Source organism: Variovorax sp. P1_H12_2 (assembly GCF_056405335.1).
Map to the genome: position 1 here is coordinate 1 of NZ_JBFUCI010000061.1, position 20,756 is coordinate 20,756.

Genomic DNA, 20,756 nt, shown 5'->3' on the forward strand with positions numbered 1-20,756 from the left:
GCCCCGCACTTCGTGTCGGGGCGCCCACCCCCTACCGGGGGCAACACCAGCGGCCTGGCAAAGCCAGTTCCGCGGTGGCACTGTTGCTCGCCCCCAGGTTGCCCGCACTTCGTGTCGGGCGCCCACCCCCGACCGGGGGCAACACCAGCGGCCTGGCAAAGCCAGTTCCGCGGTGTTTCACCAACGGGCCTGGCTGCGCCGGCCTTGGTGCGGCAACAAAAAAAGCCCCTCGCAAGGGGCTTTTTCGTGGGCCGCTGGGGCTCAGCTGGCCTGGATGCCCAGGGCCCGGCGCTGCGCGGAGGCGCGCAGGAAGTGCACGGTGCGCACCAAGGCGCGCAAGCCCGCGCCCAGGCGATTCAGGGCCGGCGCAAAGACGGACGGCTCGTCGCGGCCGATGTGGCGCACATCGTCGTTGGCCAGGTCACGCTCGAATGCGTCGGTGAACTTGGGGTTGCGGGGGAAATAGGAGGTCGATGCGGTCATGCCTGCTATTTTAGGGGTTTACCCTAGTTTTCAAGACCCCCCTGCGCAATACACCCACAGACCGGACCGGCATTTCGTCACGTTTTGCCGCCGGCATCCGGGCTGGCGGCCCATTGCACGGCCAGGATGCTGCCGAGCACCATCAGGAGGCCGACCAGCGACAGGCCCGTCATCGATTGGCCCAGCAGGGCCCAGCCCAGGATCACCGCCGTCAACGGGCTCAAGAGACCGAGGGATGACACGGCCACCGACGGCAGGCGCGCAATGCCCTGGAACCACAGCACATAGGCGAGCAAGGCGCCGACCAGCGACAGGTAGAGATAGCCCAGCACTTGCACCGCGCTCAGCGCCGGCAGCGGCGGATCGATCGCCAAGGCCAACGGCAGCAGGATCAGGCCGCCCGCCAGCAACTGCCAGCCGGTGAAGGCCAGCACCGGCACATCGGGCCGCCAGCGCCGCGCCAGGAAGGTGCCGGCGGCCATGCACGCGGCCCCGGCCAGGGCCGCCGCGATACCGACCGGGTCCCAGGCAGCGCCCGGCGACAACAGCAGCGCGGCCATGCCGAGGATCCCCAGCAGAGCCGCGCCCACGGCCAGGCGCGCAGGCCGGCGATGGTCCAGCGCCCAGGCCAGGCCCATCACCAGCAGCGGCTGGATCGCGCCCACCACCGCCGCCAGACCGCCAGGCAGCCGGTATGCGGCGACGAACAGCAACGCCTGGAAGAAGCCGATGTTCAGCGCAGAGAGCAGCGCCAGCCGGCCCCAGTCGCGCCGCGCGGGCAGCCGCCGGACAAACAGCGTCAGCAGCAGGCCGGCCGGCAGGCAGCGCAGCAACGCCGCCGTGAACGGCCGGTCCGGCGGCAGCAGTTCGGTGGCGACGATAWAGGTGGAGCCCCAGATGGCGGGCGCGAGGGCGGTCAGGAGCACCTCGTTCCAGCGGATGAGTTTTTGTTCGGCCATCATCTATTTATCTTGAATTCAAGATAAGTAGCGTAGCAGATAATCTTGAACTCAAGACAACTGAGGACTTGGCGAATGGGAACGGAACGACAGCCGGACGCGGTGGACGTCATCCTGGGTCAATGGCACCGGGAGCGGCCCGACCTGGATGTCGCCCCGATGGGGCCGATCGGGCGCATCAACCGCTGCTCCGCCCTGCTGCAGCGAAGGCTGGACGAGGCCTTTGCGGCCTTCCAGCTGACCCATTGGGAATTCGACGTGCTGGCCACGCTGCGGCGCTCCGGCGCGCCCTTCCGGCTGGCGCCGACGGCCCTGTTCTCGGCGCTGATGGTGAGCTCGGGCACCATGACGCACCGGCTCAAGGGGCTGGAGGCGCGCGCCCTGGTGCAGCGCCTGCCGCACCCCGATGACGCACGCAGCATGCTGGTGCAATTGACGCCGGACGGGCTCGCGCTGATCGACCGCGCCGTGGAGGCGCATGTCGAGAACGAGCACCGGATCCTTGCCGCCCTCAAGCCTTCGGACCTGGCCGCGCTGGACGCCCGCCTGTCGCGCCTGCTCGCCGTGCTGGAGCCGATCGGCAACACCTAGAGCGGCCGCACCGGCATGCACAGGGCGCAGCTGAAGGCGCCGGTCTGCGCGTCGAGTGCCAAGTCCATGCCATAGACCTCGACCGGCGGCGCGTCGTCGGCCTGGTAGCCGCTGTCGGGCAGCCAGTCGCACAGCTGCACCCAGGCGGCGTGGATCTCGGCCGCCGTGCCCTGAAAATCGATGCAGGCGTAGCGGCCGCCGCGAAGTTCCTGGACGCCGATCTCGCGCGCGGGCCGGAAGCCGGCGTCGACCTCGATGCAGGCGTCGTAGCGGCACTGCTCCGGCGGCGTGAGGTCCGCGTTGTCATGCGCGATGCCGTACATCCGGCGGCGCGGCTGCATCAGCCCCTGCGGGTCGCACCAGGCGGCGAAGCGTCGCCAGGTGCGCGTGATGGCGGAACTGCCGTAGGGACCGACATGCCGCAGGAAGGCCACGCGGGCCGGCGCCAGGGTCTTGAGCACGACCTTGATCCGTTCGTCCCCCGCCGCCGGAGGCACCGTACGTTCGGCTTGATGGATCTTGCCGAGTTCGACGCGGCGCTGCTCGGCCCAGGCCCGGGATCCGCCCCGCCGCCATGCGGTCGGCGTCACGCCGAAGTGGGCGCCGAAGGCGCGCGTGAACACCGCCGCCGATCCGAAGCCGACGTCGAGCGCGATCGCCAGCACCGGCTCGGGCGGAACGAGCAGCAGCCGGGTCGCCGCCACCTCCAGCCGGCGCCGCCGGACGCGATCGGCCAGCGTCTCGCCGGTCATGGCCTGGAACACGCGGTGGAAATGCCAGGCCGAAAAGTGCGCCACCGAGGCCAGCGTCGCGAGATCGAGCGGCTCCGCCAGATGGCTGTCGATGTGGTCGGTCACGCGATTGATGCGTGCGACGTAGGTGTGGCGCGGTGTGCTCAAACCTTGACTCCGACTCTATTTAGATATATCTTTATAAAATCAGATATCGACATCGAGGACCATCATGCGAGCTTTCAAGGGCTTTTTACACGGCAGCCGGCGCGGTGAACACACCGACGGTCTTGGCGGCGGGCGTGCCGAAAGCGAAGCCCATCGCGGCGGCAGCCGCGGCGGCGGGGGCCGGGTCTTCGGCCACGGCGGGCTGCGCTTCGTGCTGCTGCAGCTGATCGCCCACAAGCCGAGCCACGGCTACGAGCTCATCAAGGCCATCGAGGAGCGCCTCGGCGGCCGCTACAGCCCGAGCCCGGGCATCGTCTACCCCACGCTCACGCTGCTCGAGGAACTCGGCCATGTCAGCGTCGATGCCGCCGATGGCGGCGGGCGCAAGCGCTACAGCATCACCGCCGGCGGCCTGGATTTCCTCGCCGCCAACCGTGCCACCACCGACGAGATGATGGCCCGCATGGACGGCGGCGTCGATGGCGCCGGACCGCGTGCCGGCCGGCCGCCGCAGGTGGTGCGCGCCATCGAGAACCTCAAGCTCGCGATGCGCCTGCGCCTCGCCGGAGCCCCTCTCACCGAACAACAAGCCCACGAATTCGCCGCGGTGCTCGACAGCGCCGCCCAACAGTTGGAACGCATCTGAATCTCATGACCGAAACCTCTTGCGCCACCCCACCCACCACCCCCGACCGCCTGCCGCGCCGTGTGCGCCACGACCTGCGGTTTCGCAAGCTGCAGGTGCAGACCGTGCAGCGCATCACGCCGCACCTGATCCGCGTCACGCTCGGCGGCGACGAACTCGCGGGCTTCACCAGCCCCGGCTTCGACGACCACGCGAAGATCTTCTTCCCCGACACGGCGACCGGGCGGCTCGCCGTGCCGACGGCCGGGCCCGAAGGCCCGGTCTGGCCGACCGGCCCGAAGCCCGCGATGCGCGACTACACGCCGCGCCGCCACGACCCGGCGGCCGGCACGCTCGAAATCGATTTCGCGCTGCACGACGCCGGCCCGGCCACGCAATGGGCCGAAGCGGCCCGCCCCGGCGACATGGTCGGCGTCGGCGGCCCGCGCGGCTCCTTCCTCATCCCGACCGCCTTCGACTGGCACCTGCTGATCGGCGACGACACGGCCCTGCCCGCGATCTCCCGTCGGCTGGCCGAACTGCCGCCCGGCGCCCGTGCGGTGGTGCTGGCGGAAGTCGATAGCGAGGCCGACGAAATCGCCTTCGACACGCAGGCGTCGCTCAGCCTTCGCTGGCTGCACCGTCGCGGGGCCGAGCCCGGCACGGGCGCCGCGCTGCTCGACGCCCTGCGTCAACAGGCGCTTCCCCCGGGCGATTTCCACGCCTGGGTGGCCTGCGAATCCGTCGCCGCCAAGGCGATTCGCGCCCACCTGGTGGCTGAACGCGGCGCCCATCCGAAGTGGGTCAAGGCCTCCGGCTACTGGCGCCGCGGCGCGATCGCCACGCACGAACCCCACGAGGATTGAGCCCCCCAAACGCGCTATGCCACGCGGCCGTTTGACACTCGCCGGTCAGGTGCCGAGAATTTCGCGTTTGCTTTGAACACTTAGGCATTGGAAGGCGATAGCGCCAAGGAGGCATGCCATGAGCTTCGAACTGGCGCAATGGCAGTTCTTGATTGCCCCGTTGACGGGCGTGCTGCTGCTGTTCGGCGCGATGTGGGCCTGGCGCCGGATCGCGGTGCGCCGCGAGGCGGAACGCCGCATCGAAGCCGCGCGGGTGCGATCGGGCCACGTGCCGCTGGAGATCCCGACCGTGCGCGGGGGGATCGGCCCCTCGGACGACTCCGTCCCCGACACCCTTCCCGAATGGTTCATCCAGGGCAAGGGCGAGCATGCCATCGTCGACGAAACGCCGCGGATCCGGGTCCGCTACGTCGACGCCCACGACCGGAAGGTCGAATGCACGCTGCAGGTCGATCACCTGGACCTGCAAAAGAAAGTGATCGTCGGCCACGGCGAACTGCCCGGCGATGGCCGGCGGCTGCCCCTGCACCGCATCACGTCCGCGCGCATCGCGGATTCGGGCCAGCGCTTCAACATCGACACCTGGGTCGATGCCGTGCGCGTCGCCCGCCGGCGCCGCGGCCAGGCCTGAAACGCCCCCCGGGCCGCCTTTGGGGGGCGAAGCAACCCATCGGGCCGCGGCATTGTGCCGCCTGACGCCATTTGGAGGCAATCACGGGCGATCACGGCCTTGCCCGGAGGTTTCGCCCGGTCTGCGCGAGACGGCCAACAAAGTCCGGGTTTTCCCTAATTTATGGGGACAACGCTGTGGAGAACCGTGCTGGCTTCAGCCGAGATCGTTGCCTGGCGGGGCCTGCGACACGGTGCCTCCAAAACAGGCAGTCCCTTCCCGGCGCGGAATCTACCCGCCGACCGTGCCTGGGTCGAAGCTCGGCGCCTGTGCGCGTCAACCATAATGTGCCGGCCCGGCTGCAAGCGCTTTGCAGCACGCGTCGACATGCGGCGCGAGTGCAGCCAAGTTTCGTTAGGTGTCCGCCATTTGAATCAGCCAGCCGTCGATCGTGAAAGCCCCGGTGAAATCCACGGGACTCTGAAAAAACCCCTTGCAAATCAAGGGTCTGCGAAGCCGGATGCGTCCGGACACACCCCCATGATGACCCAGTATCTGGGCCTCAAGGCGGACCATCCGGAGACGCTTCTGTTCTACCGGATGGGCGACTTCTACGAGCTCTTCTACGGCGATGCCGAGAAGGCGGCGCGCCTGCTCGACATCACGCTGACCCAGCGCGGCCAGTCGGCCGGCCAGCCCGTGATCATGGCCGGCGTGCCCTTCCACGCGGTCGACACCTACCTCGCGCGGCTGATCAAGCTCGGCGAATCGGTCGCGATCTGCGAGCAGGTCGGCGAGGTCGGCGCGGCCAAGGGGCCGGTCGAGCGCAAGGTGGTGCGGGTGGTCACGCCCGGCACGCTGACCGACGCCGAGCTGCTCAACGACAAGAGCGAATCCCTGCTGCTGGCGGTGCATGCAGGCTCGCGCAACTTCTGCGGCCTCGCCTGGCTCAGCGTCACCGGCGCCGAACTGCGGCTGGCCGAATGCCCGGCCGACGCGCTCGAAGCCTGGATCGCCCGCATCGCGCCCAGCGAGCTGCTCTACAGCGCCGAAGTCACGCCAGGCTTCGAACAGCGGCTGAAGGCCGCCCGCGGCACCTCGCCCTTCACGCTCTCGGTGCGGCCGGCCTGGCAGTTCGACGGTGGCCTGGGCGAGCGCAAGCTGTGCGAGCAGATGGGCAGCGCCAATCTGGCCGCCTGGAATGCCGAAGGGCTGACCAACGCGCATGCCGCGGCCGCCGCGCTGCTGGGCTACGCCGAGCACACCCAGGGCCGCGCGCTGTCGCACGTGCAGCGGCTCGCGGTCGAACGCGACGGCGAGCTGATCGAGCTGCCGCCGACCACCCGGCGCAATCTCGAGCTGGTCCAGACCCTGCGCGGCGAGGAGTCGCCGACGCTCTTCTCGCTCCTCGACACCTGCATGACCGGGATGGGCAGCCGGCGGCTCAAGCGCTGGCTGCTGGCGCCGCGGCGCGACCGCGGCGACGCCCAGGCCCGGCTCGAAGCCATCGAGGCACTCCAGGCCACCGCGCCCGGCGGCACTTCCGCGCCTTGGCGCACGCTGCGCGAGCAGCTCAGGAACACCAGCGACGTCGAACGCATCGCGGCGCGTATCGCCCTCGGGCAGGTGCGTCCGCGCGAACTGGTGGCGCTGCGGATGGCGCTGGCCAAGGCCGAGCACCTGTCGCCCGCATTGCCCGGCTCGGCGCCCCTGCTGGCCGAGATCGCCGGCCGGCTCGCGCCGCCGGCCGGCTGCGTCGAACTGCTGGTGGCCGCGGTCCATCCCGAACCCTCGGCCCTGGTACGCGACGGCGGTGTCATCGCCAGCGGCCACGACGCCGAACTCGACGAGCTGCGCGCCATCAGCGAGAACTGCGACGACTTCCTGCTCAAGCTCGAAGCCAGCGAGCGCGAGCGCACCGGCATCAGCAACCTGCGGGTGCAGTTCAACCGCGTGCACGGCTTCTACATCGAGGTCACGCAGAGCGCGCTGGCCAAGGTGCCCGACAACTACCGCCGCCGCCAGACGCTGAAGAACGCCGAGCGCTTCATCACGCCCGAGCTCAAGGCCTTCGAGGACAAGGCGCTGTCGGCGCAGGATCGCGCCCTGGCGCGCGAGAAGTGGCTCTACGAGCAGCTGCTCGACGCCCTCCAGCCCTCGGTGGCAGCCCTGACCCGGCTGGCCGCCGCGCTGGCCGCGCTGGATGCCCTGTGCGCCCTGGCCGAGCGCTCGCACACGCTGCACTGGCGGGCGCCGAGTTTTGTCGCCCATCCCTGCATCGAGATCGACCAGGGCCGCCATCCGGTGGTCGAGGCGCGCCTCGCCGAAAAATCATCGGGCGCCTTCATCGCGAACGACACCCGGCTCGGGCCCCAGCAGCGCATGCAGGTGATCACCGGCCCCAACATGGGCGGCAAGTCGACCTACATGCGGCAGGTCGCGATCATCGTGCTCTTGGCTTCCATCGGCTCCCACGTGCCGGCCGCGGGCTGCCGGCTCGGGCCCATCGACGCCATCCACACCCGCATCGGCGCGGCCGACGACCTGGCCAACGCGCAGTCGACCTTCATGCTCGAGATGACCGAGGCGGCGCAGATCCTGCATGGCGCCACCGCCCATTCGCTGGTGCTGATGGACGAGATCGGCCGCGGCACCAGCACCTTCGACGGCCTGGCGCTGGCGGCCGGCATCGCCGCCCAGCTGCACGACCGCACGCGCGCCTTCACCCTCTTCGCCACCCACTATTTCGAGCTCACCGAGTTCCCGGCGACGCACCATGGCGCGGTCAACATGCACGTGAGCGCGACCGAAGCCGGCCGCGACATCGTGTTCCTGCACGAGATGCAGCCCGGCCCGGCGAGCAAGAGCTACGGCATCCAGGTGGCGCGGCTGGCCGGCATGCCCGCGGCCGTGGTCAACCACGCCCGGCAGGCGCTCGAGGCGCTGGAGTCCCAGCAGACGAAGACACGCGCCCAGGTCGACCTCTTCGCGCCGCCGCCGGTGGCCGAGACGCCGCTGGCCAGCGCCGTAGAATCCGCGCTGACAGCGCTCGATCCCGACGCGATGAGCCCGCGCGAGGCGCTCGAAGCGCTCTACACACTCAAGAAACTCCAGGCGCGCGAAATCGGCTGATGGTCCGATTCGTGCAAGAAGACCTCATGACCTACTGCGTCGGCATCAAACTCAACGCCGGACTGGTGTTCCTGTCCGATTCACGCACCAATGCGGGCGTGGACCACATCAGCACCTTCCGAAAGATGATCGTCTACGAGCAGCCGGGCGACCGCGTGATGGTCCTGCTGTCGGCCGGCAACCTGAGCATCTCGCAGTCGGTGCGCGAGATCCTGCAGATCGAGGAACTGCGCGAGACCAAGGAAAGCGGCGAGGAAAGCCCTCCGATCACCATCTGGAATGCCAGGAGCATGTTCGACGCCGCCCGCGTGCTGGGCTCGGCGGTGCGCCATGTCTACGACCGCGATGCCGAGGCGCTCAAGCACGCCGGACTGGACTTCAACGTCTCCTTCGTCTTCGGCGGCCAGGTCAAGGGCGAGGGCATGCGCCTGTTCCTGGTCTATGCGGCCGGCAATTTCATCGAAGCGACCACCGAGACGCCCTACTTCCAGGTCGGCGAGTCGAAGTACGGAAAGCCGGTGCTCGACCGCGTCCTGACACCCGAGACCCCGCTCGACGAAGCCGCCAAGTGCGCGCTGGTGTCGATGGATTCGACCATGAAGTCGAATCTCTCGGTCGGCCTGCCGCTCGACCTCGTGGTGTATGAGGCCAACAGCCTGCGCACCGACAAGGTGGTCTGCATCGACGCCGAGAATCCCTACTACCGGATGATGCACAACAGCTGGGGCCAGAAGCTGCGCGAGGTGTTCGACAGCATCGAGGACCCGGTCTGGGACGATGCCTACACCGAGCATCCGCTGAAGATGCCGGCGACGCGGCACAGCCCGCTGCGCAAGATCACGACCCCCGAAGAAAAGCTGATCTGAGCGCGGTCATGGGGTTGCCGCCAGTCATCTTCTCGCATGGGAACAGCTTTCCCGCCAGCACCTACCGCGTGATGCTCGACAGCCTGCGCAATCGCGGCTTCGACATCGATGCGCTCGAAAAATTCGGCCACGACCCGAAGTATCCGGTCACCGACAACTGGCCGCACCTGGTGCAGCAACTGGCCGACTTCGCGCAGGAAAGTGCCGATCGCGCGGGCGCGCCGGTGCTGCTGGTCGGCCATTCGCTCGGCGGCTTCCTGAGCCTGATGTGCGCCGCGCGCCACCCCAAGCTCGCCCGCGGCGTCGTGCTGCTCGACTCGCCGCTGATCGGCGGCTGGCGCGCGGGCACCATTAATCTCATCAAGCGCACGCCGCTCATGAAGAGCGTGTCGCCGGGCATCGTGAGCCGCAAGCGCCGCAACACCTGGGAGCACCGCGAGGCCGTGTTCGAGCACTTCCGCGGCAAGAAGGCGTTCGCGAAGTGGGACCAGCGCGTGCTGCGCGACTACATCGAGCACGGCACCTTCGACGTCGACGATGCGAGCGACGCCGGGCCGCCCCAAGGCGCGAGGGCCCCCTCGGGGGGCAGCAAGGACACGTCAGTGCCGAGCGTGGGGGCCAATTCGCGGGCGCTGAGCTTCGACCGCGATGTCGAGACCGCGATCTACGAAACGATCCCGCACAACCTGGGCGCCCTGCTGCGCGCCCATCCGCTGAAATGCCCCGCGGCGTTCGTCGGCGGGCGGCAGTCGGTCGAGATGCGGAAAGTCGGCATGGCGATGACCCAGCTGGTCACCAAGGGCCGCATCATGATGCTCGACGGCACCCACCTGTTCCCGATGGAGAAGCCGATCGCCACCGCGGCCGCAGTGGAAGCCTCGCTGCGCAACCTGCTGGGCTGACGTTCCGCGCGCCGTGAACCGACTTCCGATCCGCCGGACCTGGCGTGCGGCATTGATCGGCGCGTGCCTCGTCATCGGCCTGACCACGCCTGCGACACATGACACCGGCGCAATCCGCTACCAGGGATACCGCGGAACCGGCTTTGCCGGGCCGCCGGTATCGCCCCCTGGAGGGGCTGAGGTCCGCGGCTCCAAGCCTGCCTGCGCAGGCTTGGACGGACCCGAAGAGCCGCTGCCTCCGGCAGCGACTCGGGGCGCCGCAGGCGCTTCGGGGGTGTTTTCTTAGTCTGCCCAGACCACCACACCGCTCCACGCCGTCGCCAGCACCACGATGCCGAAGGCGATCCGATACCACGCGAACGGCACGAAGTCGTGGGTGCTGATGTAGCGCAGCAGCCAGCGCACGCAGAGCCAGGCGCTCAGGAACGAGAACACCAGGCCGACGGCGAACAGCGGGATGTCGGCCACCGACAGCAGCGCGCGTTCCTTGTAGAGGCTGTAGACGCCGGCGCCGATCAGGGTCGGGATCGCGAGGAAGAAGGAGAAATCGGTCGCCGCCTTGCGCGACAGCCCCAGCAGCATGCCGCCGATGATGGTCGAGCCGCTGCGGCTGGTGCCCGGGATCATCGCGAAACACTGCACCAGGCCGACCTTGAGCGCGTCCCAGGGCGTCATGTCGTCCACATGCTCGATGCGCACCGAGCCCGGCGGCCGCTTCTCGGCCCACAGGATGATGAAGCCGCCGATGATGAAGGTGCTGGCCACCACGGTCGGCGTGAAGAGATGCGCCTTGATCGCCTTGCCGAACAGCAGGCCCAGCACCACCGCCGGCAGGAAGCCGATCAGCACATTGAGCGCAAAACGCCGCGCCTTCGGCTGGCGCGGCAGCGCGACGATGGTCGAGTGGATCTTCTCCCAGTAGACCAGGATGACCGCGAAGATCGCGCCGGTCTGGATCGCGATGTCGAAGACCTTGGCCTTGTCGTCGTCGAAGCCGAGCAGCGAGCCCGCGAGGATCAGGTGGCCGGTCGACGAGATGGGAAGAAACTCAGTCAGGCCCTCGACGATGCCCATGACGGCGGCCTTGGCCAGCAATACGATATCCACGCGCACTCCTTGAAAGAGCGTCGATTATCGCGATGGCGGCGGTCAGGATCCGTTCAGCTCAACACCGCGAGATCACGCGAACGACCACCTCGCGGTGGTCGCGGAAACCCATCCGGGCGTAGAGCCGATGAGCGCTCTCGTTGTCCCGCATGACATGCAGGAACGGCGTCTCCCCGCGCTGCAGCTGGCGGCGGATCAGTTTCGCAGCCAGCTGGCGCGCGAGGCCCCGGCCCTGGAAATCGGGATGCGTGCAAACGCCGCTGATCTCGCGAAGCGCACCGGCACACATGCGCTCGCCCGCCATGGCGATCAGGCGCTCCCCTTCGAAGCAGCCGAAGTAGTCGCCGAGTTCGGGGGTCCTCGAACCGAAGGGGCCGGGACGGGTCAGCGCCGCCAGCGCGACCGCTTGCGCCGCGTGTTCCGGCCCGAGCGCAACGGCGTCGAAGGCCTGGTCGTCGTCGGGCAGCGAGCCCCCCGCCCAGACCATCCTGAACATGGTCGAATCCAGGTCGATCCGCCAGCCCGCGGGCGCCGTGCCCGACCAGTCCATGCAATAGAAATGATCGCCGGGCTCGCAGAACGGCGTCAGGGCATCGAGATCGGGATGTTCGGCATTCGCGAAGCCGACGATCGGAGAAAAGCCGGGGGCATATCGGCGCGCGCGGTCGGTGCCGGTGGCGTACTTCGCATGAGGGCCCGAGAGGGTGTTCCAGGCGATGTTGTCGAGGAGCTGGTGCATCGTGAATACGATCCTAACGGCTCGAATCGGCGAGTCTGAAGGCGTCCGCTAACTTTCAGACTCGGTCGAGGCGCGCCGCCGCAACGCGCGCACCGCGCTGTCGACCGTGGTCAGCACGGTCAGCCCCGATGCGGCCTCGCAGGCGCCCCGGGCGCGCGCCATGCTGAACTGGGCCAGCGCGAGACGCGTGCAGCCGCGCTCGCGCAAGGCCCGGGCCGCGCCGGCAATGCGTTCGTCGTGCCCCTGCGCGTCGCCGCGATTCAGCGCATCGAGCGCCCCCTCGGCCAGCCCGAGTTCGAGCCCGACGCCCTCGGGAAACTCGGGGGGCATCGATTCCAGCGTCGGCGCGAACGTGGCGATCAGGCCCAGCTTGCCGGTGCCTGCCGCCGCTTCCGCCACCATCGCCTCGTTGGGCTTGAGCACCGGAATGCCCGGGTGCCGCCGCCCCACCGCCTCGATGCAGGGGCCGAAGGCCGAGCAGGTGAAGAGAATGCCCTGCGCCCCGGTATCGACCGCGTACTGCGCGAGGCGCTGGAAGCGCTCGTGCATCGCCTCGTCGAGCCCTCGCCCGCCACGTGCGAGATCGGCCGACAGGCTGTCGTCCAGCAGGTTCATGCGGACGGCTTCGGGCCAGTCGCGCGCCATCGCCTCGTTGATGGGCGCGACCGAATGCGCCAGGGCGTGGATGAGGGCAATGCGGGTCATGGTCGAAAAGCGTTCAGATGCCCTTCGACGAAGGATTCGCGAACGCGTCTTTCGTCTCGGCATTGAGCGGGTAGTTGATGTTGATGTTCTTCGGCGGGATGGGCGACATGAACCAGCGGTGGTAGAGCTTCTCCATCTCGCCTGATTTCATCATGCCGCCGACCACGCGGTCCACCAGCGCCTTGAATTCGGGGTCGTCCTTGCGCAGCATCAGCGACTGGTTCTCGGTGCGCAGGCTCTCGCCGGTGATCAGGAAATCCTTCGGGTTGCGCGCATTGGCGATCTGGCCCGCCAGCAGGATGTCGTCGAGCACGAAGGCCTGGGCGCGGCCGTTCTCGACCAGCAGGAAGGACTCGGTATGGTCCTTGGCCGCAACGTTGACGACTTCGAGGTTCTTGCCCTTGTCGGCATCGCGCAGCAGCCGGAACGACGTCGTGCCGGTGGTCGTGACCACCGTCTTGCCCTGCAGGTCGGCGATGCTCCGGATGCCGGAATCGGCCTTGACCAGCATGCGCACGTTGTAGCGGAAGATGTCCGGCGAGAACGCCACCTGCTTCTGCCGCTCGACCAGGTTGGTGGTCGAGCCGCACTCGATGTCGACCGTGCCGTTGGCCACCAGCGGAATGCGGTTGGCCGAGGTCACGGCCTGGTAGCGGATCTCGATGGCCGGCATCTTCAGTTCGGTCTTCACGGCCTCGACGATGCGGTTGCAGATGTCGATGCTGTAGCCGACCGGCTTCAGGTTGCTGTCGAGGTACGAGAAGCCGAAGGACGACTCGCGGTAGCCGAAGGTGATGGCGCCGCTGGCCTTGATCCTGGCCAGCGTGCCGCCCTCCTGGGCCTGGACGGGCGTGAACGGGACCAGCGCGCAGATCGCCATCAGGGTGGCGCAGGCATGCGTGGACAGACGACCAAAGGCCATGGAACAACTCCTCGAAGCAGGTTGAAGAACGACAAAGGGGGACGTCCGGGCGGCGCTTCAGCCCGCCTGTGGCGCACCGACCGCGCGCGTGACGGCGTCGACCGCGGCGGCCAGCCGGCTCGCGATCTCCTGCAGGTCCTGCCGCGTCGCGATGAAGGGCGGCGCCAGCAGCACGTGGTCGCCCTGCCGGCCGTCGACCGTGCCGCCGAAGGGATAGCACAGCAGGCCCCGCGCCATCGCCTCCTTCTTGACCCAGGCGTGCAGCCGCAGCCCGGGCGCGAACGGCGTCTTGGTGGCCCGATCGGCCACCAGCTCGACACCCCAGAAGAAGCCGCGGCCGCGGATGTCGCCCACGTGCGGATGGTTGCCGAGCGTGGTGCGCAGCATGGCGCCGAACGCCTCGCCGTCGTCGCGCACCTTGGCCAGCAGGCCGTCGCGGCGGATCACCTGCTGCACCGCCAGCGCGGCCGCGCAGGCCACCGGATGGCCGAGGTAGGTATGGCCGTGCTGGAAGAAGCCGCTGCCTTGGGACATCGCCTCGACGATGCGGCGCTGCGCGAGCACCGCGCCGATCGGCTGGTAGCCGCCGCCGAGCCCCTTGGCGACCGTGACCAGGTCGGGCACCACGCCCTCCTGCTCGCAGGCGTAGAGCGTGCCGCAGCGACCCATGCCGCACATCACCTCGTCGAGGATCAGCAGCACGCCATGGCGGTCGCAGACCTCCCGCACGGCCTTGAAATAGCCCGGCACCGGCGTCAGCACGCCGGCGGTAGCGCCGCCCACGGTCTCGGCCACGAAGGCGATCACGCGGTCCGCGCCCTGCGCCAGGATCGCCGCTTCGAGCTCGGCCGCGAGCCGCAGGCCGTACTGCTCGACGGTCTCGCCGTCGCGCTGCTCGCGGTAGGGGTAGCACGGCGCCACGTGCGTGGCCGGGACCAGGAGGGGCGCGAAGGGCTCGCGCCGCCAGGCGTTGCCGCCGACCGCCAGCGCCCCCAGCGTGTTGCCGTGGTAGCTCTGGCGGCGGGCGATGAAATGGGTGCGCTGCGGCTGCCCGTTCTCGACGAAATACTGGCGCGCCATCTTGAGCGCCGATTCGACGGCCTCCGATCCGCCGCTCACCAGGTAGACATGGCTCATGCCCTCGGGCGCGGTGCGGACCAACTCGTCCGCGAGCTGCTCCGCCACCTCGGTGGTGAAGAAGCTGGTGTGGGCGTAGGCCAGCTTGTCGATCTGGGCGTGCATCGCGGCGATCACGTCCGGGTGCCCGTGTCCCAGCGACGAGACCGCGGCGCCGCCCGAGGCGTCGAGGTAGTCGCGGCCGGCGGCATCGCGGATCGTCATGTCGCTGGCGGAGGTCGCGACCGGCGGCGTGTGGTGGAGATGGCGATGGAAGACGTGCGTCATGGCGTTCTGAATTTGGAACCAATGTACCGGGCAGATTATTATTTGGAACATTTGTTCCGTCAAGGGACGATGGAACACCTTGGTTCCTTCCGGTACATTCGTTCCAAACCAAAAAGGAAATCCCATGGGCGTCAAGGACGATCTGCGCCAGCGCTACGCCGGCCTCAGCCCTGCCCTGCAGCAGGTCGCCAAGTACGTGCTCGACCATCCGAACGACGTGGTCACGCATTCGATGCGCACCGTCGGCACGCGCGCTGGCGGCACCCCGGCCACGCTGGTGCGCTTCGCGCAGCACCTGGGCTATGCGGGCTGGCCGCAGTTCAAGGAGGCCGTGGCCTCGGAGATGGGACTCGGTCCGGAAGCCTACGGCGAGCGCGCCCGGACACTGGTCGGCCGCGCCGCCGACCGCAGCCTGGTCGAGGAGATGTTCGAGGTGCAGCGGCACAACCTCGAGGCCACGCAGCGCCAGAGYGCGGCCTCGCTGCAGAAGGCCTGCGCCCTGCTGGAGAAGGCGCCCACGGTGCACGCGGCCGGCTTCAGGGCCTGCTTTCCGATCGCGTTCTCGTTCGTCTACGTCTACCGGATGTTCCGTACCAGCGTGCAGCTGATCGACGGCCAGGGCGGCTCGCTCGAGATGCAGCAGCGCGCGATGGCCAAGGGCGATGCGCTGGTCGTCGCCAGCTTCGCCCCCTACTCGCGCGAGGCCCTGCAGGTGGCCGAAGCCGCCAAGGCGGCCGGMTGCAAGGTGCTCGCGCTGACCGACAGCGCGGCCTCGCCGCTGTCGCTGCTGGCCGACGAGACGCTGTTGTTCGCGATCCAGAGCCCGTCGTTCTTCCCCTCGGTCGCCGCCGGCACGGCACTGACCGAGGCCTTGCTGGAGCTGCTGGCCAGCCGCGCCGGCAAGCCGGTGGTCAAGCGCATCGACCAGGCCGAGACGCAGCTGTTCGAGTCGGGTGCCTACCTGCAGGCGCCGCGGCTGCGCGGGGGCTGACTCAGGAGCTGGCTGGCGCGGCCTCTGCGACCGGCTTTGGCGAAGGCTCCATCCACTCGGCATGCCAGCCGCCGCCCAGCGCCTGGATCAGTGCCACCGCCGAAGTCTGGCGGTTGGCCTGCACCTGCACCAGGGTGCGCCGCGCGTTGAGCGCCGACACCTGCGCCACCACCACGCTGGTGTAGTCGATGGTGCCGGCGCGGTAGCGGTTCAGGAACTGCTGCTCGGTGCGGTCGGCCGCGGCCGAGCTCTGGCGCCGCAGGCCCTCCTGCTGCGCCAGGCTGATGCCGGCGCTGAGCTGGTCCTCCACGCTCTGGAAGGCCGCGAGCACGGTCTGGCGGTAGCGGGCCACCGAGGCCTCGTGGCCGGCCTTGGCGGCATCGACGCTGGCGCCGATCGCGCCGGCGTCGAACACCACCTGAGCCACCGAGAGGCCCAGCGACCACAGCGTGTTCGAGGCATTGAACAGGTCGCCCACGCGCGAGGAGCTGGAGCTGATGCCGCCGCTCAGGCCGAAGTTGGGGTAGTAGGCCGAGCGCGCGATGCCGATCTGCGCATTCGCCGCCGCCACCTGCCGCTCGGCTGCCGCAATGTCGGGCCGGCGTTCGAGCAGGGTCGAGGGCACTTCCGTCGGCACGCCGGGCACCTCGACGTTCCACTCGGCGACCGGCAGGTTGAAGTCTGCCGGCGCCACGCCGACCAGCACCGCGATCGCATGCTCGAGCGCTTCGCGGTTGCGCTTCAGCGCGGCGCGCTCGGCCTGGGTGTTGGCGTAGAGCGTCTCGGCCTGCAGCACGTCGCTCTGGGCCGCGATGCTGGCGGCATAGCGGTTGCGCGTGATCTGCAGGCTGCGCTGGTAGCCCTCGAGCGTGTCGTCGAGGATGCGGATTTCGGCGTCGGCCTCGCGCAGCGAGAAGTAGTTGGTCGCCAGGTCGCCCACTGCCGACAGGCGCGCCGCGGCCAGGTCGGCTTCGCTGGCCTGGGCATTGGCCTGCGCGCTGTCGACCGCCTGGCGCAGCCGGCCCCAGACGTCCGGTTGCCAATCGACGCCCAGCACGGCCGCCGAGGCGGTGGCGGCCGAGATGTCGCGCCCGCCGGTGCGCCGCACGCTGCCGTCGAGCGTGACCTGCGGGAACAGCGCCGCCCTCTGGCCGCGCACCAGCGCCTGGGCCTGCGCGTAGTTGGCGACCGCGGTGGCGATGTTCTGGTTCGACACCTGCACGCGTGCGGCCAGGCCGTCGAGCGTGGCGTCGCCGAAGAGCTTCCACCATTCGCCGCGGTCGAAGGCGTCGGCCGGCGCGGCGGGCTGCCAGCCGGCGGCGGCCGGGGCCGACTTCCAGGCCGCCGGCGCGGCCATGGGCGGCCGCTCGTAGGCCGGTCCGACGGCGCAGCCCGCCAGCAGCGCCGCCAGGGCCAGTGCCACGGGTCGACTGGGGATAAAGCGTTTCGATGCGGTCATGGGTTCGAGGCAATGTCGGGCGCGCGGGCCAGGGGGGACTCGGCCGCTCGGCTCAGGTACTTTTCGTTGGCGGGCCGCCGGCGCAGCTTGTCGAGCAGCACGTAGACGACCGGCGTGGTCAGGAGGGTCAGCAGCTGGCTGGCGATCAGCCCGCCGATGATCGCGACGCCCAGCGGCTGGCGCAATTCCGAGCCCAGGCCGAAGCCGATCGCCAGCGGCAGCGCGCCGAGCGCGGCCGCCAGCGTGGTCATCAGGATCGGGCGGAAGCGCAGCAGGCAGGCCTCGCGCACCGCCTCCACGGCCGTGAGCCCGCGCGCGCGCTCGGCCTCGAGCGCGAAGTCGATGATCAGGATCGCGTTCTTCTTGACGATGCCGATCAGCAGGAAGACGCCGATCAGCGCGATGATCGAGAACTCCATGCGGAACAGCAGCAGCGCCAGCACCGCGCCGACGCCGGCCGAGGGCAGCGTGGTCAGCACCGTGATCGGGTGCACCAGGCTCTCGTAGAGCACGCCGAGCACGATGTAGATCACGATCAGCGCGGCGAGGATCAGGAACCACTGCTGCCCCTGCGACTGCTGCGCCGCCAGCGCCGTGCCCTGGAAGCTGCCGCGCACGTTGATCGGCATCGCGATGTCGGCCTCGGCCTGGGCCACGATGCGCTTGGCGTCCGACAGGCTGACGCCGTCGGCCAGGCTGAACGAGACCGTGCTCGCGAGCTCGGTGTCCTGGTGGTCGATCGAGGTCGGCACGGCCCGCTCGCTGAGCTTGGCGAAGGCCGACAGCGGCACCATGAGCGTGGTGTCGGTGGCGATCTGCTGGCCGGTGGAGGCGGTGCGCAGGGCCGGATTGGCCGACACCGTGGTCGAGGTGCCGGTATTGGCGTCGGTCGTGTTCTTGATCGAGCTGGTGATCGACTGGCCGCTCGCGTTGGTGGTCGTCTGCAGCGTCGACGGCACGTAGAGGTCCTTCAGGACGATCGGCGAACGCTGGAAGCGCGGCGCCCATTCCATCACCACCGAATACTGGTTGAGCTCGTCGTAGATGGTCGCCACCGAGCGCTGGCCGTAGGCGTTGTAGAGCGCGTTGTCGACCGCGGCCGACGTCACGCCGAGTCGCGCGGCGGCCTCGCGGTCGACGTCGACGAAGGTCTCGACGCCGTTGTCGGCATCGTCGCTGTCGACGTCGGTCAGCGCGGTCTCGTCGCGCAGCCGATTGGCCAGCTTGGTCGACCAGGCGCGCAGGTCGGACAGGTTGTCGCTCTTGAGCGTGTACTGGTAGCTCGAGTTGCTCGATCGCCCGCCCATGCGCAGGTCCTGCACCGGGCTCAGGAACACGCGCAGGCCGGTCAGCTGGTTGAGCTGGGGGCGCAGGCGGTCGATCACGGCCTGCGTCTTCTCGCTGCGCTGCGCCACCGGCTTGAGGTTGACGAACATGAAGCCGCCGCCCGAGCGGCCGCCGCCCGAGAAACCGACCACGGTGTCGACCGCCGGGTCCTTGCGGATGATGTCCACCGCCTGGCGCAGCTTGTCGGCGATCGCCGCCGAGGAGATGCTCTGGTCGGTGCGCAGCCCGGCATTGAGCTGGCCGTTGTCCTGCTGCGGGAAGTAGCCCTTGGGGATGGCGTTGAACAGGTAGACGTTGAGCCCGATCACCGCCAGCAGCACCACCATCACCACGCCCTTGCTCGCCAGCGCCCAGTCGAGGCTGTGCGCATACATGCGCAGCGTGCCGTTCCAGGCCCGCTCCGCCTGGCGGCTGAACCAGGCGCGCAGGCGCCCGGGCGTCTTGGCGCCCTCCTCGGCCTCGCTGCGCAGCAGCATGGCGCACAGCATCGGCGTGGTGGTCAGCGAGATCACGAGCGAGATCAGCACCGCGGCCGACAGCGTGACCGCAAACTCGCGGAACAGCCGCCCCACCTGCCCGCCCATGAACAGCAGCGGGATGAACACCGCCACCAGGGACAGGCTGATCGACAGCACCGTGAAACCGACCTCGCGGGCACCGCGCAGCGCCGCCTCGACCCGGTTCATGCCGGCCTCGACGTGGCGGGTGGTGTTTTCCAGCACCACGATCGCATCGTCGACCACGAAGCCGGTGGCGACCGTGAGCGCCATCAGGCTCAGGTTGTTGAGGCTGTAGCCCAGCAGGTGCATGACGCCGAAGGTGCCGAGCAGCGACACCACGGTCGCCACCGCCGGCACGATGGTGGCGCGCGCCTTGCGCAGGAAGAGGCCCACCACCAGCACCACCAGCACCACCGAGATCATCAGCGTGGCCTCGATCTCGCGCAGCGAGGCGCGGATCGTGTTGGTGCGGTCCGAGGCGACCTGGGCATCGATGTCCTGCGGCAGCTGCGCGCGCAGCTCGGGCAGCAGCCGGCGCACGCCATCGACCGTCTCGATGATGTTGGCGCCCGGCGATTGCGTGACCAGCACGATCACCGCCGGCTCGCCGTTGAAGAGGCCCAGGGTGCGCGTGTTCTCGACGCTGTCGATCACGCGCGCGACGTCGCCCAGGCGCACCGCGGCGTCGTTGCGCCAGGCGATCACCATGTCGCGGTACTCCGAGGCATGGCGGCCCGGCGCCGGCGTATAGATCTGCAGCCGGCGGTCGTCGCTCTCGATCGCGCCCTTGGGCCGGTTGGCGTTGTTGGCCTGGATCGCGGCGCGCACGTCTTCGCTGCTGATGCCGAAGCGGTTGAGCGCGAAGGGCTCCAGCTCGACCCGCACCGCGGGCAGCGAGCCGCCGCCGATCTCGACCTCGCCGACGCCCTCGACCTGCGACAGCCGCTGGCTCACGATGTTCGACACCGCCTCGTAGATCTGGCCCGGCGTGCGGGTCTTGGAGGTCAGCGCCAGGATCACGACCGGCGCCGCGGTCGGGTTGCGCTTGCGATAGGTCGGGTTGCTGCGCAGCGTCGCCGGCAGGTCGGCACGGGCGGCGTTGATCGCGGCCTGCACCTCGCGCGCGGCGCTGTCGATGTTGCGGCTCAGGTCGAACTGCAGCGTGACGCGGGCCGAGCCGTTGGAGCTGGTCGATGTCAGTTCGTTGACGCCCGGGATGATGCCGAGCCTGCGCTCCAGCGGCGTGGCGACACTCGAGGCCATGGTGCTCGGGCTGGCGCCCGCGAGGCTCGCCTGCACCGAGATCGTCGGGTAGTCGACTTGCGGCAGCGGTGACACCGGCAGCACGAGGAAGGCGACGATGCCTGCCAGCGCGATGCCGATGGTGAGCAGCATCGTGGCGATCGGGCGCTCTACGAAGGGTTTGGAGAGGTTCATGGGGCCTCTCTTTGCTGCATTGCACCGGGACAGCGGGGGCGGCGGCGGGCGGTATGCCCTGGGCCGGCCGACGTCACCGGCCGCTTCGCGGCTGCCCTGCGCTGCTCGCGGTACGCGGGGTCTCGCTCAAACTCGCTTCGCTCAAACAGTCGCGAGCCCTGATCCGCGTACCGCTGCGCTGCTCGGCGGTGCCTCAACGGCCGGCCCAGGGC

At 69.3% G+C, this 20,756-nt stretch carries 18 protein-coding genes; 8 read left to right on the forward strand and 10 right to left on the reverse strand.

Annotated elements, in window-relative coordinates:
- Positions 1-261: 261 nt before the first annotated feature.
- Both AC1D2K_RS09025 and AC1D2K_RS09030 read right to left on the reverse strand, forming a co-directional pair.
- The gene (locus AC1D2K_RS09025) at positions 262-483 is read right to left on the reverse strand and encodes a hypothetical protein (protein WP_478088074.1); all 222 of its coding nucleotides are present in this window, start codon (positions 481-483) and stop codon (positions 262-264) included.
- A gap of 77 nt (positions 484-560) precedes the next feature.
- A complete protein-coding gene (locus AC1D2K_RS09030) occupies positions 561-1,442 on the reverse strand; it encodes an EamA family transporter (protein WP_478088076.1) in 882 nt (293 codons plus the stop codon).
- A 75-nt stretch (positions 1,443-1,517) separates the two neighbouring features.
- On the opposite strand from AC1D2K_RS09030, the gene AC1D2K_RS09035 reads away from it, so the two are divergent.
- Positions 1,518-2,033, forward strand: a complete 516-nt coding sequence (locus AC1D2K_RS09035) for a MarR family winged helix-turn-helix transcriptional regulator (RefSeq protein ID WP_478088078.1) — start codon at positions 1,518-1,520, stop codon at positions 2,031-2,033.
- Here the strand turns inward: AC1D2K_RS09035 and AC1D2K_RS09040 are convergent.
- Positions 2,030-2,932 carry an AraC family transcriptional regulator gene (locus tag AC1D2K_RS09040; RefSeq protein ID WP_478088080.1) on the reverse strand — a complete coding sequence of 301 codons (903 nt, stop codon included), beginning with the start codon at positions 2,930-2,932 and terminating at the stop codon, positions 2,030-2,032. The genes AC1D2K_RS09035 and AC1D2K_RS09040 overlap by 4 nt on opposite strands.
- 64 nt (positions 2,933-2,996) lie before the next feature.
- On the opposite strand from AC1D2K_RS09040, the gene AC1D2K_RS09045 reads away from it, so the two are divergent.
- The 6 genes from AC1D2K_RS09045 (at position 2,997) to AC1D2K_RS09070 (ending at position 9,933) form a co-directional block, all read left to right on the forward strand.
- A complete protein-coding gene (locus tag AC1D2K_RS09045) occupies positions 2,997-3,578 on the forward strand; it encodes a PadR family transcriptional regulator (protein WP_478088082.1) in 582 nt (193 codons plus the stop codon).
- A 5-nt stretch (positions 3,579-3,583) separates the two neighbouring features.
- Positions 3,584-4,423, forward strand: coding sequence for a siderophore-interacting protein (locus AC1D2K_RS09050; RefSeq protein WP_478088084.1), 840 nt, complete (start codon positions 3,584-3,586; stop codon positions 4,421-4,423).
- 118 nt (positions 4,424-4,541) lie between these two features.
- Positions 4,542-5,054, forward strand: coding sequence for a hypothetical protein (locus tag AC1D2K_RS09055; protein WP_478088086.1), 513 nt, complete (start codon positions 4,542-4,544; stop codon positions 5,052-5,054).
- A gap of 519 nt (positions 5,055-5,573) precedes the next feature.
- Positions 5,574-8,165: a DNA mismatch repair protein MutS gene (gene mutS / locus AC1D2K_RS09060; RefSeq protein ID WP_478088088.1), complete on the forward strand. Its 2,592-nt coding sequence runs from the start codon at positions 5,574-5,576 to the stop codon at positions 8,163-8,165.
- Positions 8,166-8,191: 26 nt separating this feature from the next.
- Positions 8,192-9,031, forward strand: a complete 840-nt coding sequence (locus AC1D2K_RS09065; RefSeq protein ID WP_478088090.1) for a peptidase — start codon at positions 8,192-8,194, stop codon at positions 9,029-9,031.
- Positions 9,032-9,039: 8 nt separating this feature from the next.
- Positions 9,040-9,933, forward strand: coding sequence for an alpha/beta hydrolase (locus AC1D2K_RS09070; protein ID WP_478088092.1), 894 nt, complete (start codon positions 9,040-9,042; stop codon positions 9,931-9,933).
- 282 nt (positions 9,934-10,215) lie between these two features.
- On the opposite strand, the gene AC1D2K_RS09075 is transcribed toward AC1D2K_RS09070, so the two are convergent.
- The 5 genes from AC1D2K_RS09075 to AC1D2K_RS09095 all read right to left on the reverse strand — a co-directional run bounded on the left by AC1D2K_RS09075 (position 10,216) and on the right by AC1D2K_RS09095 (position 14,810).
- Positions 10,216-11,040, reverse strand: coding sequence for an undecaprenyl-diphosphate phosphatase (locus AC1D2K_RS09075; protein ID WP_478088094.1), 825 nt, complete (start codon positions 11,038-11,040; stop codon positions 10,216-10,218).
- 58 nt (positions 11,041-11,098) lie between these two features.
- Positions 11,099-11,779 carry a GNAT family N-acetyltransferase gene (locus AC1D2K_RS09080; protein ID WP_478088096.1) on the reverse strand — a complete coding sequence of 227 codons (681 nt, stop codon included), beginning with the start codon at positions 11,777-11,779 and terminating at the stop codon, positions 11,099-11,101.
- A gap of 48 nt (positions 11,780-11,827) precedes the next feature.
- Entirely contained in the window at positions 11,828-12,484 is a 657-nt protein-coding gene (locus AC1D2K_RS09085; protein WP_478088098.1) for an aspartate/glutamate racemase family protein, read from the reverse strand.
- A gap of 13 nt (positions 12,485-12,497) precedes the next feature.
- Complete coding sequence (locus tag AC1D2K_RS09090) at positions 12,498-13,364, reverse strand: transporter substrate-binding domain-containing protein (protein ID WP_478088108.1); 867 nt, start codon at positions 13,362-13,364, stop codon at positions 12,498-12,500.
- Between the two features lie 99 nt (positions 13,365-13,463).
- Positions 13,464-14,810 (reverse strand): aspartate aminotransferase family protein, encoded by a 1,347-nt coding sequence (locus tag AC1D2K_RS09095; RefSeq protein ID WP_478088100.1) that lies wholly within the window; start codon positions 14,808-14,810, stop codon positions 13,464-13,466.
- A gap of 124 nt (positions 14,811-14,934) precedes the next feature.
- On the opposite strand from AC1D2K_RS09095, the gene AC1D2K_RS09100 reads away from it, so the two are divergent.
- The gene (locus AC1D2K_RS09100) at positions 14,935-15,801 is read left to right on the forward strand and encodes a MurR/RpiR family transcriptional regulator (RefSeq protein WP_478088102.1); all 867 of its coding nucleotides are present in this window, start codon (positions 14,935-14,937) and stop codon (positions 15,799-15,801) included.
- A gap of 1 nt (position 15,802) precedes the next feature.
- Here AC1D2K_RS09100 and AC1D2K_RS09105 read toward each other — a convergent pair whose 3' ends face one another.
- Both AC1D2K_RS09105 and AC1D2K_RS09110 read right to left on the reverse strand, forming a co-directional pair.
- Positions 15,803-17,260, reverse strand: coding sequence for an efflux transporter outer membrane subunit (locus AC1D2K_RS09105; protein ID WP_478088104.1), 1,458 nt, complete (start codon positions 17,258-17,260; stop codon positions 15,803-15,805).
- A complete protein-coding gene (locus tag AC1D2K_RS09110) occupies positions 17,257-20,544 on the reverse strand; it encodes an efflux RND transporter permease subunit (protein ID WP_478088106.1) in 3,288 nt (1,095 codons plus the stop codon). The genes AC1D2K_RS09105 and AC1D2K_RS09110 overlap by 4 nt, the downstream gene beginning before the upstream one ends.
- Positions 20,545-20,756: the final 212 nt, after the last annotated feature.

What these genes read in the sequence shown, in the direction of transcription:
- AC1D2K_RS09105 (WP_478088104.1), bottom strand. Translation starts at nt 17,260, where the DNA reads ATGACCGCATCGAAACGCTTTATCCCCAGTCGACCCGTGGCACTGGCC.
- AC1D2K_RS09045 (WP_478088082.1), top strand. Translation starts at nt 2,997, where the DNA reads ATGCGAGCTTTCAAGGGCTTTTTACACGGCAGCCGGCGCGGTGAACAC.
- AC1D2K_RS09070 (WP_478088092.1), top strand. Translation starts at nt 9,040, where the DNA reads ATGGGGTTGCCGCCAGTCATCTTCTCGCATGGGAACAGCTTTCCCGCC.
- AC1D2K_RS09090 (WP_478088108.1), bottom strand. Translation starts at nt 13,364, where the DNA reads ATGGCGATCTGCGCGCTGGTCCCGTTCACGCCCGTCCAGGCCCAGGAG.
- AC1D2K_RS09095 (WP_478088100.1), bottom strand. Translation starts at nt 14,810, where the DNA reads ATGACGCACGTCTTCCATCGCCATCTCCACCACACGCCGCCGGTCGCG.
- mutS (WP_478088088.1), top strand. Translation starts at nt 5,574, where the DNA reads ATGATGACCCAGTATCTGGGCCTCAAGGCGGACCATCCGGAGACGCTT.
- AC1D2K_RS09110 (WP_478088106.1), bottom strand. Translation starts at nt 20,544, where the DNA reads ATGAACCTCTCCAAACCCTTCGTAGAGCGCCCGATCGCCACGATGCTG.
- AC1D2K_RS09065 (WP_478088090.1), top strand. Translation starts at nt 8,192, where the DNA reads ATGACCTACTGCGTCGGCATCAAACTCAACGCCGGACTGGTGTTCCTG.
- AC1D2K_RS09050 (WP_478088084.1), top strand. Translation starts at nt 3,584, where the DNA reads ATGACCGAAACCTCTTGCGCCACCCCACCCACCACCCCCGACCGCCTG.
- AC1D2K_RS09080 (WP_478088096.1), bottom strand. Translation starts at nt 11,779, where the DNA reads ATGCACCAGCTCCTCGACAACATCGCCTGGAACACCCTCTCGGGCCCT.
- AC1D2K_RS09035 (WP_478088078.1), top strand. Translation starts at nt 1,518, where the DNA reads ATGGGAACGGAACGACAGCCGGACGCGGTGGACGTCATCCTGGGTCAA.
- AC1D2K_RS09085 (WP_478088098.1), bottom strand. Translation starts at nt 12,484, where the DNA reads ATGACCCGCATTGCCCTCATCCACGCCCTGGCGCATTCGGTCGCGCCC.
- AC1D2K_RS09055 (WP_478088086.1), top strand. Translation starts at nt 4,542, where the DNA reads ATGAGCTTCGAACTGGCGCAATGGCAGTTCTTGATTGCCCCGTTGACG.
- AC1D2K_RS09025 (WP_478088074.1), bottom strand. Translation starts at nt 483, where the DNA reads ATGACCGCATCGACCTCCTATTTCCCCCGCAACCCCAAGTTCACCGAC.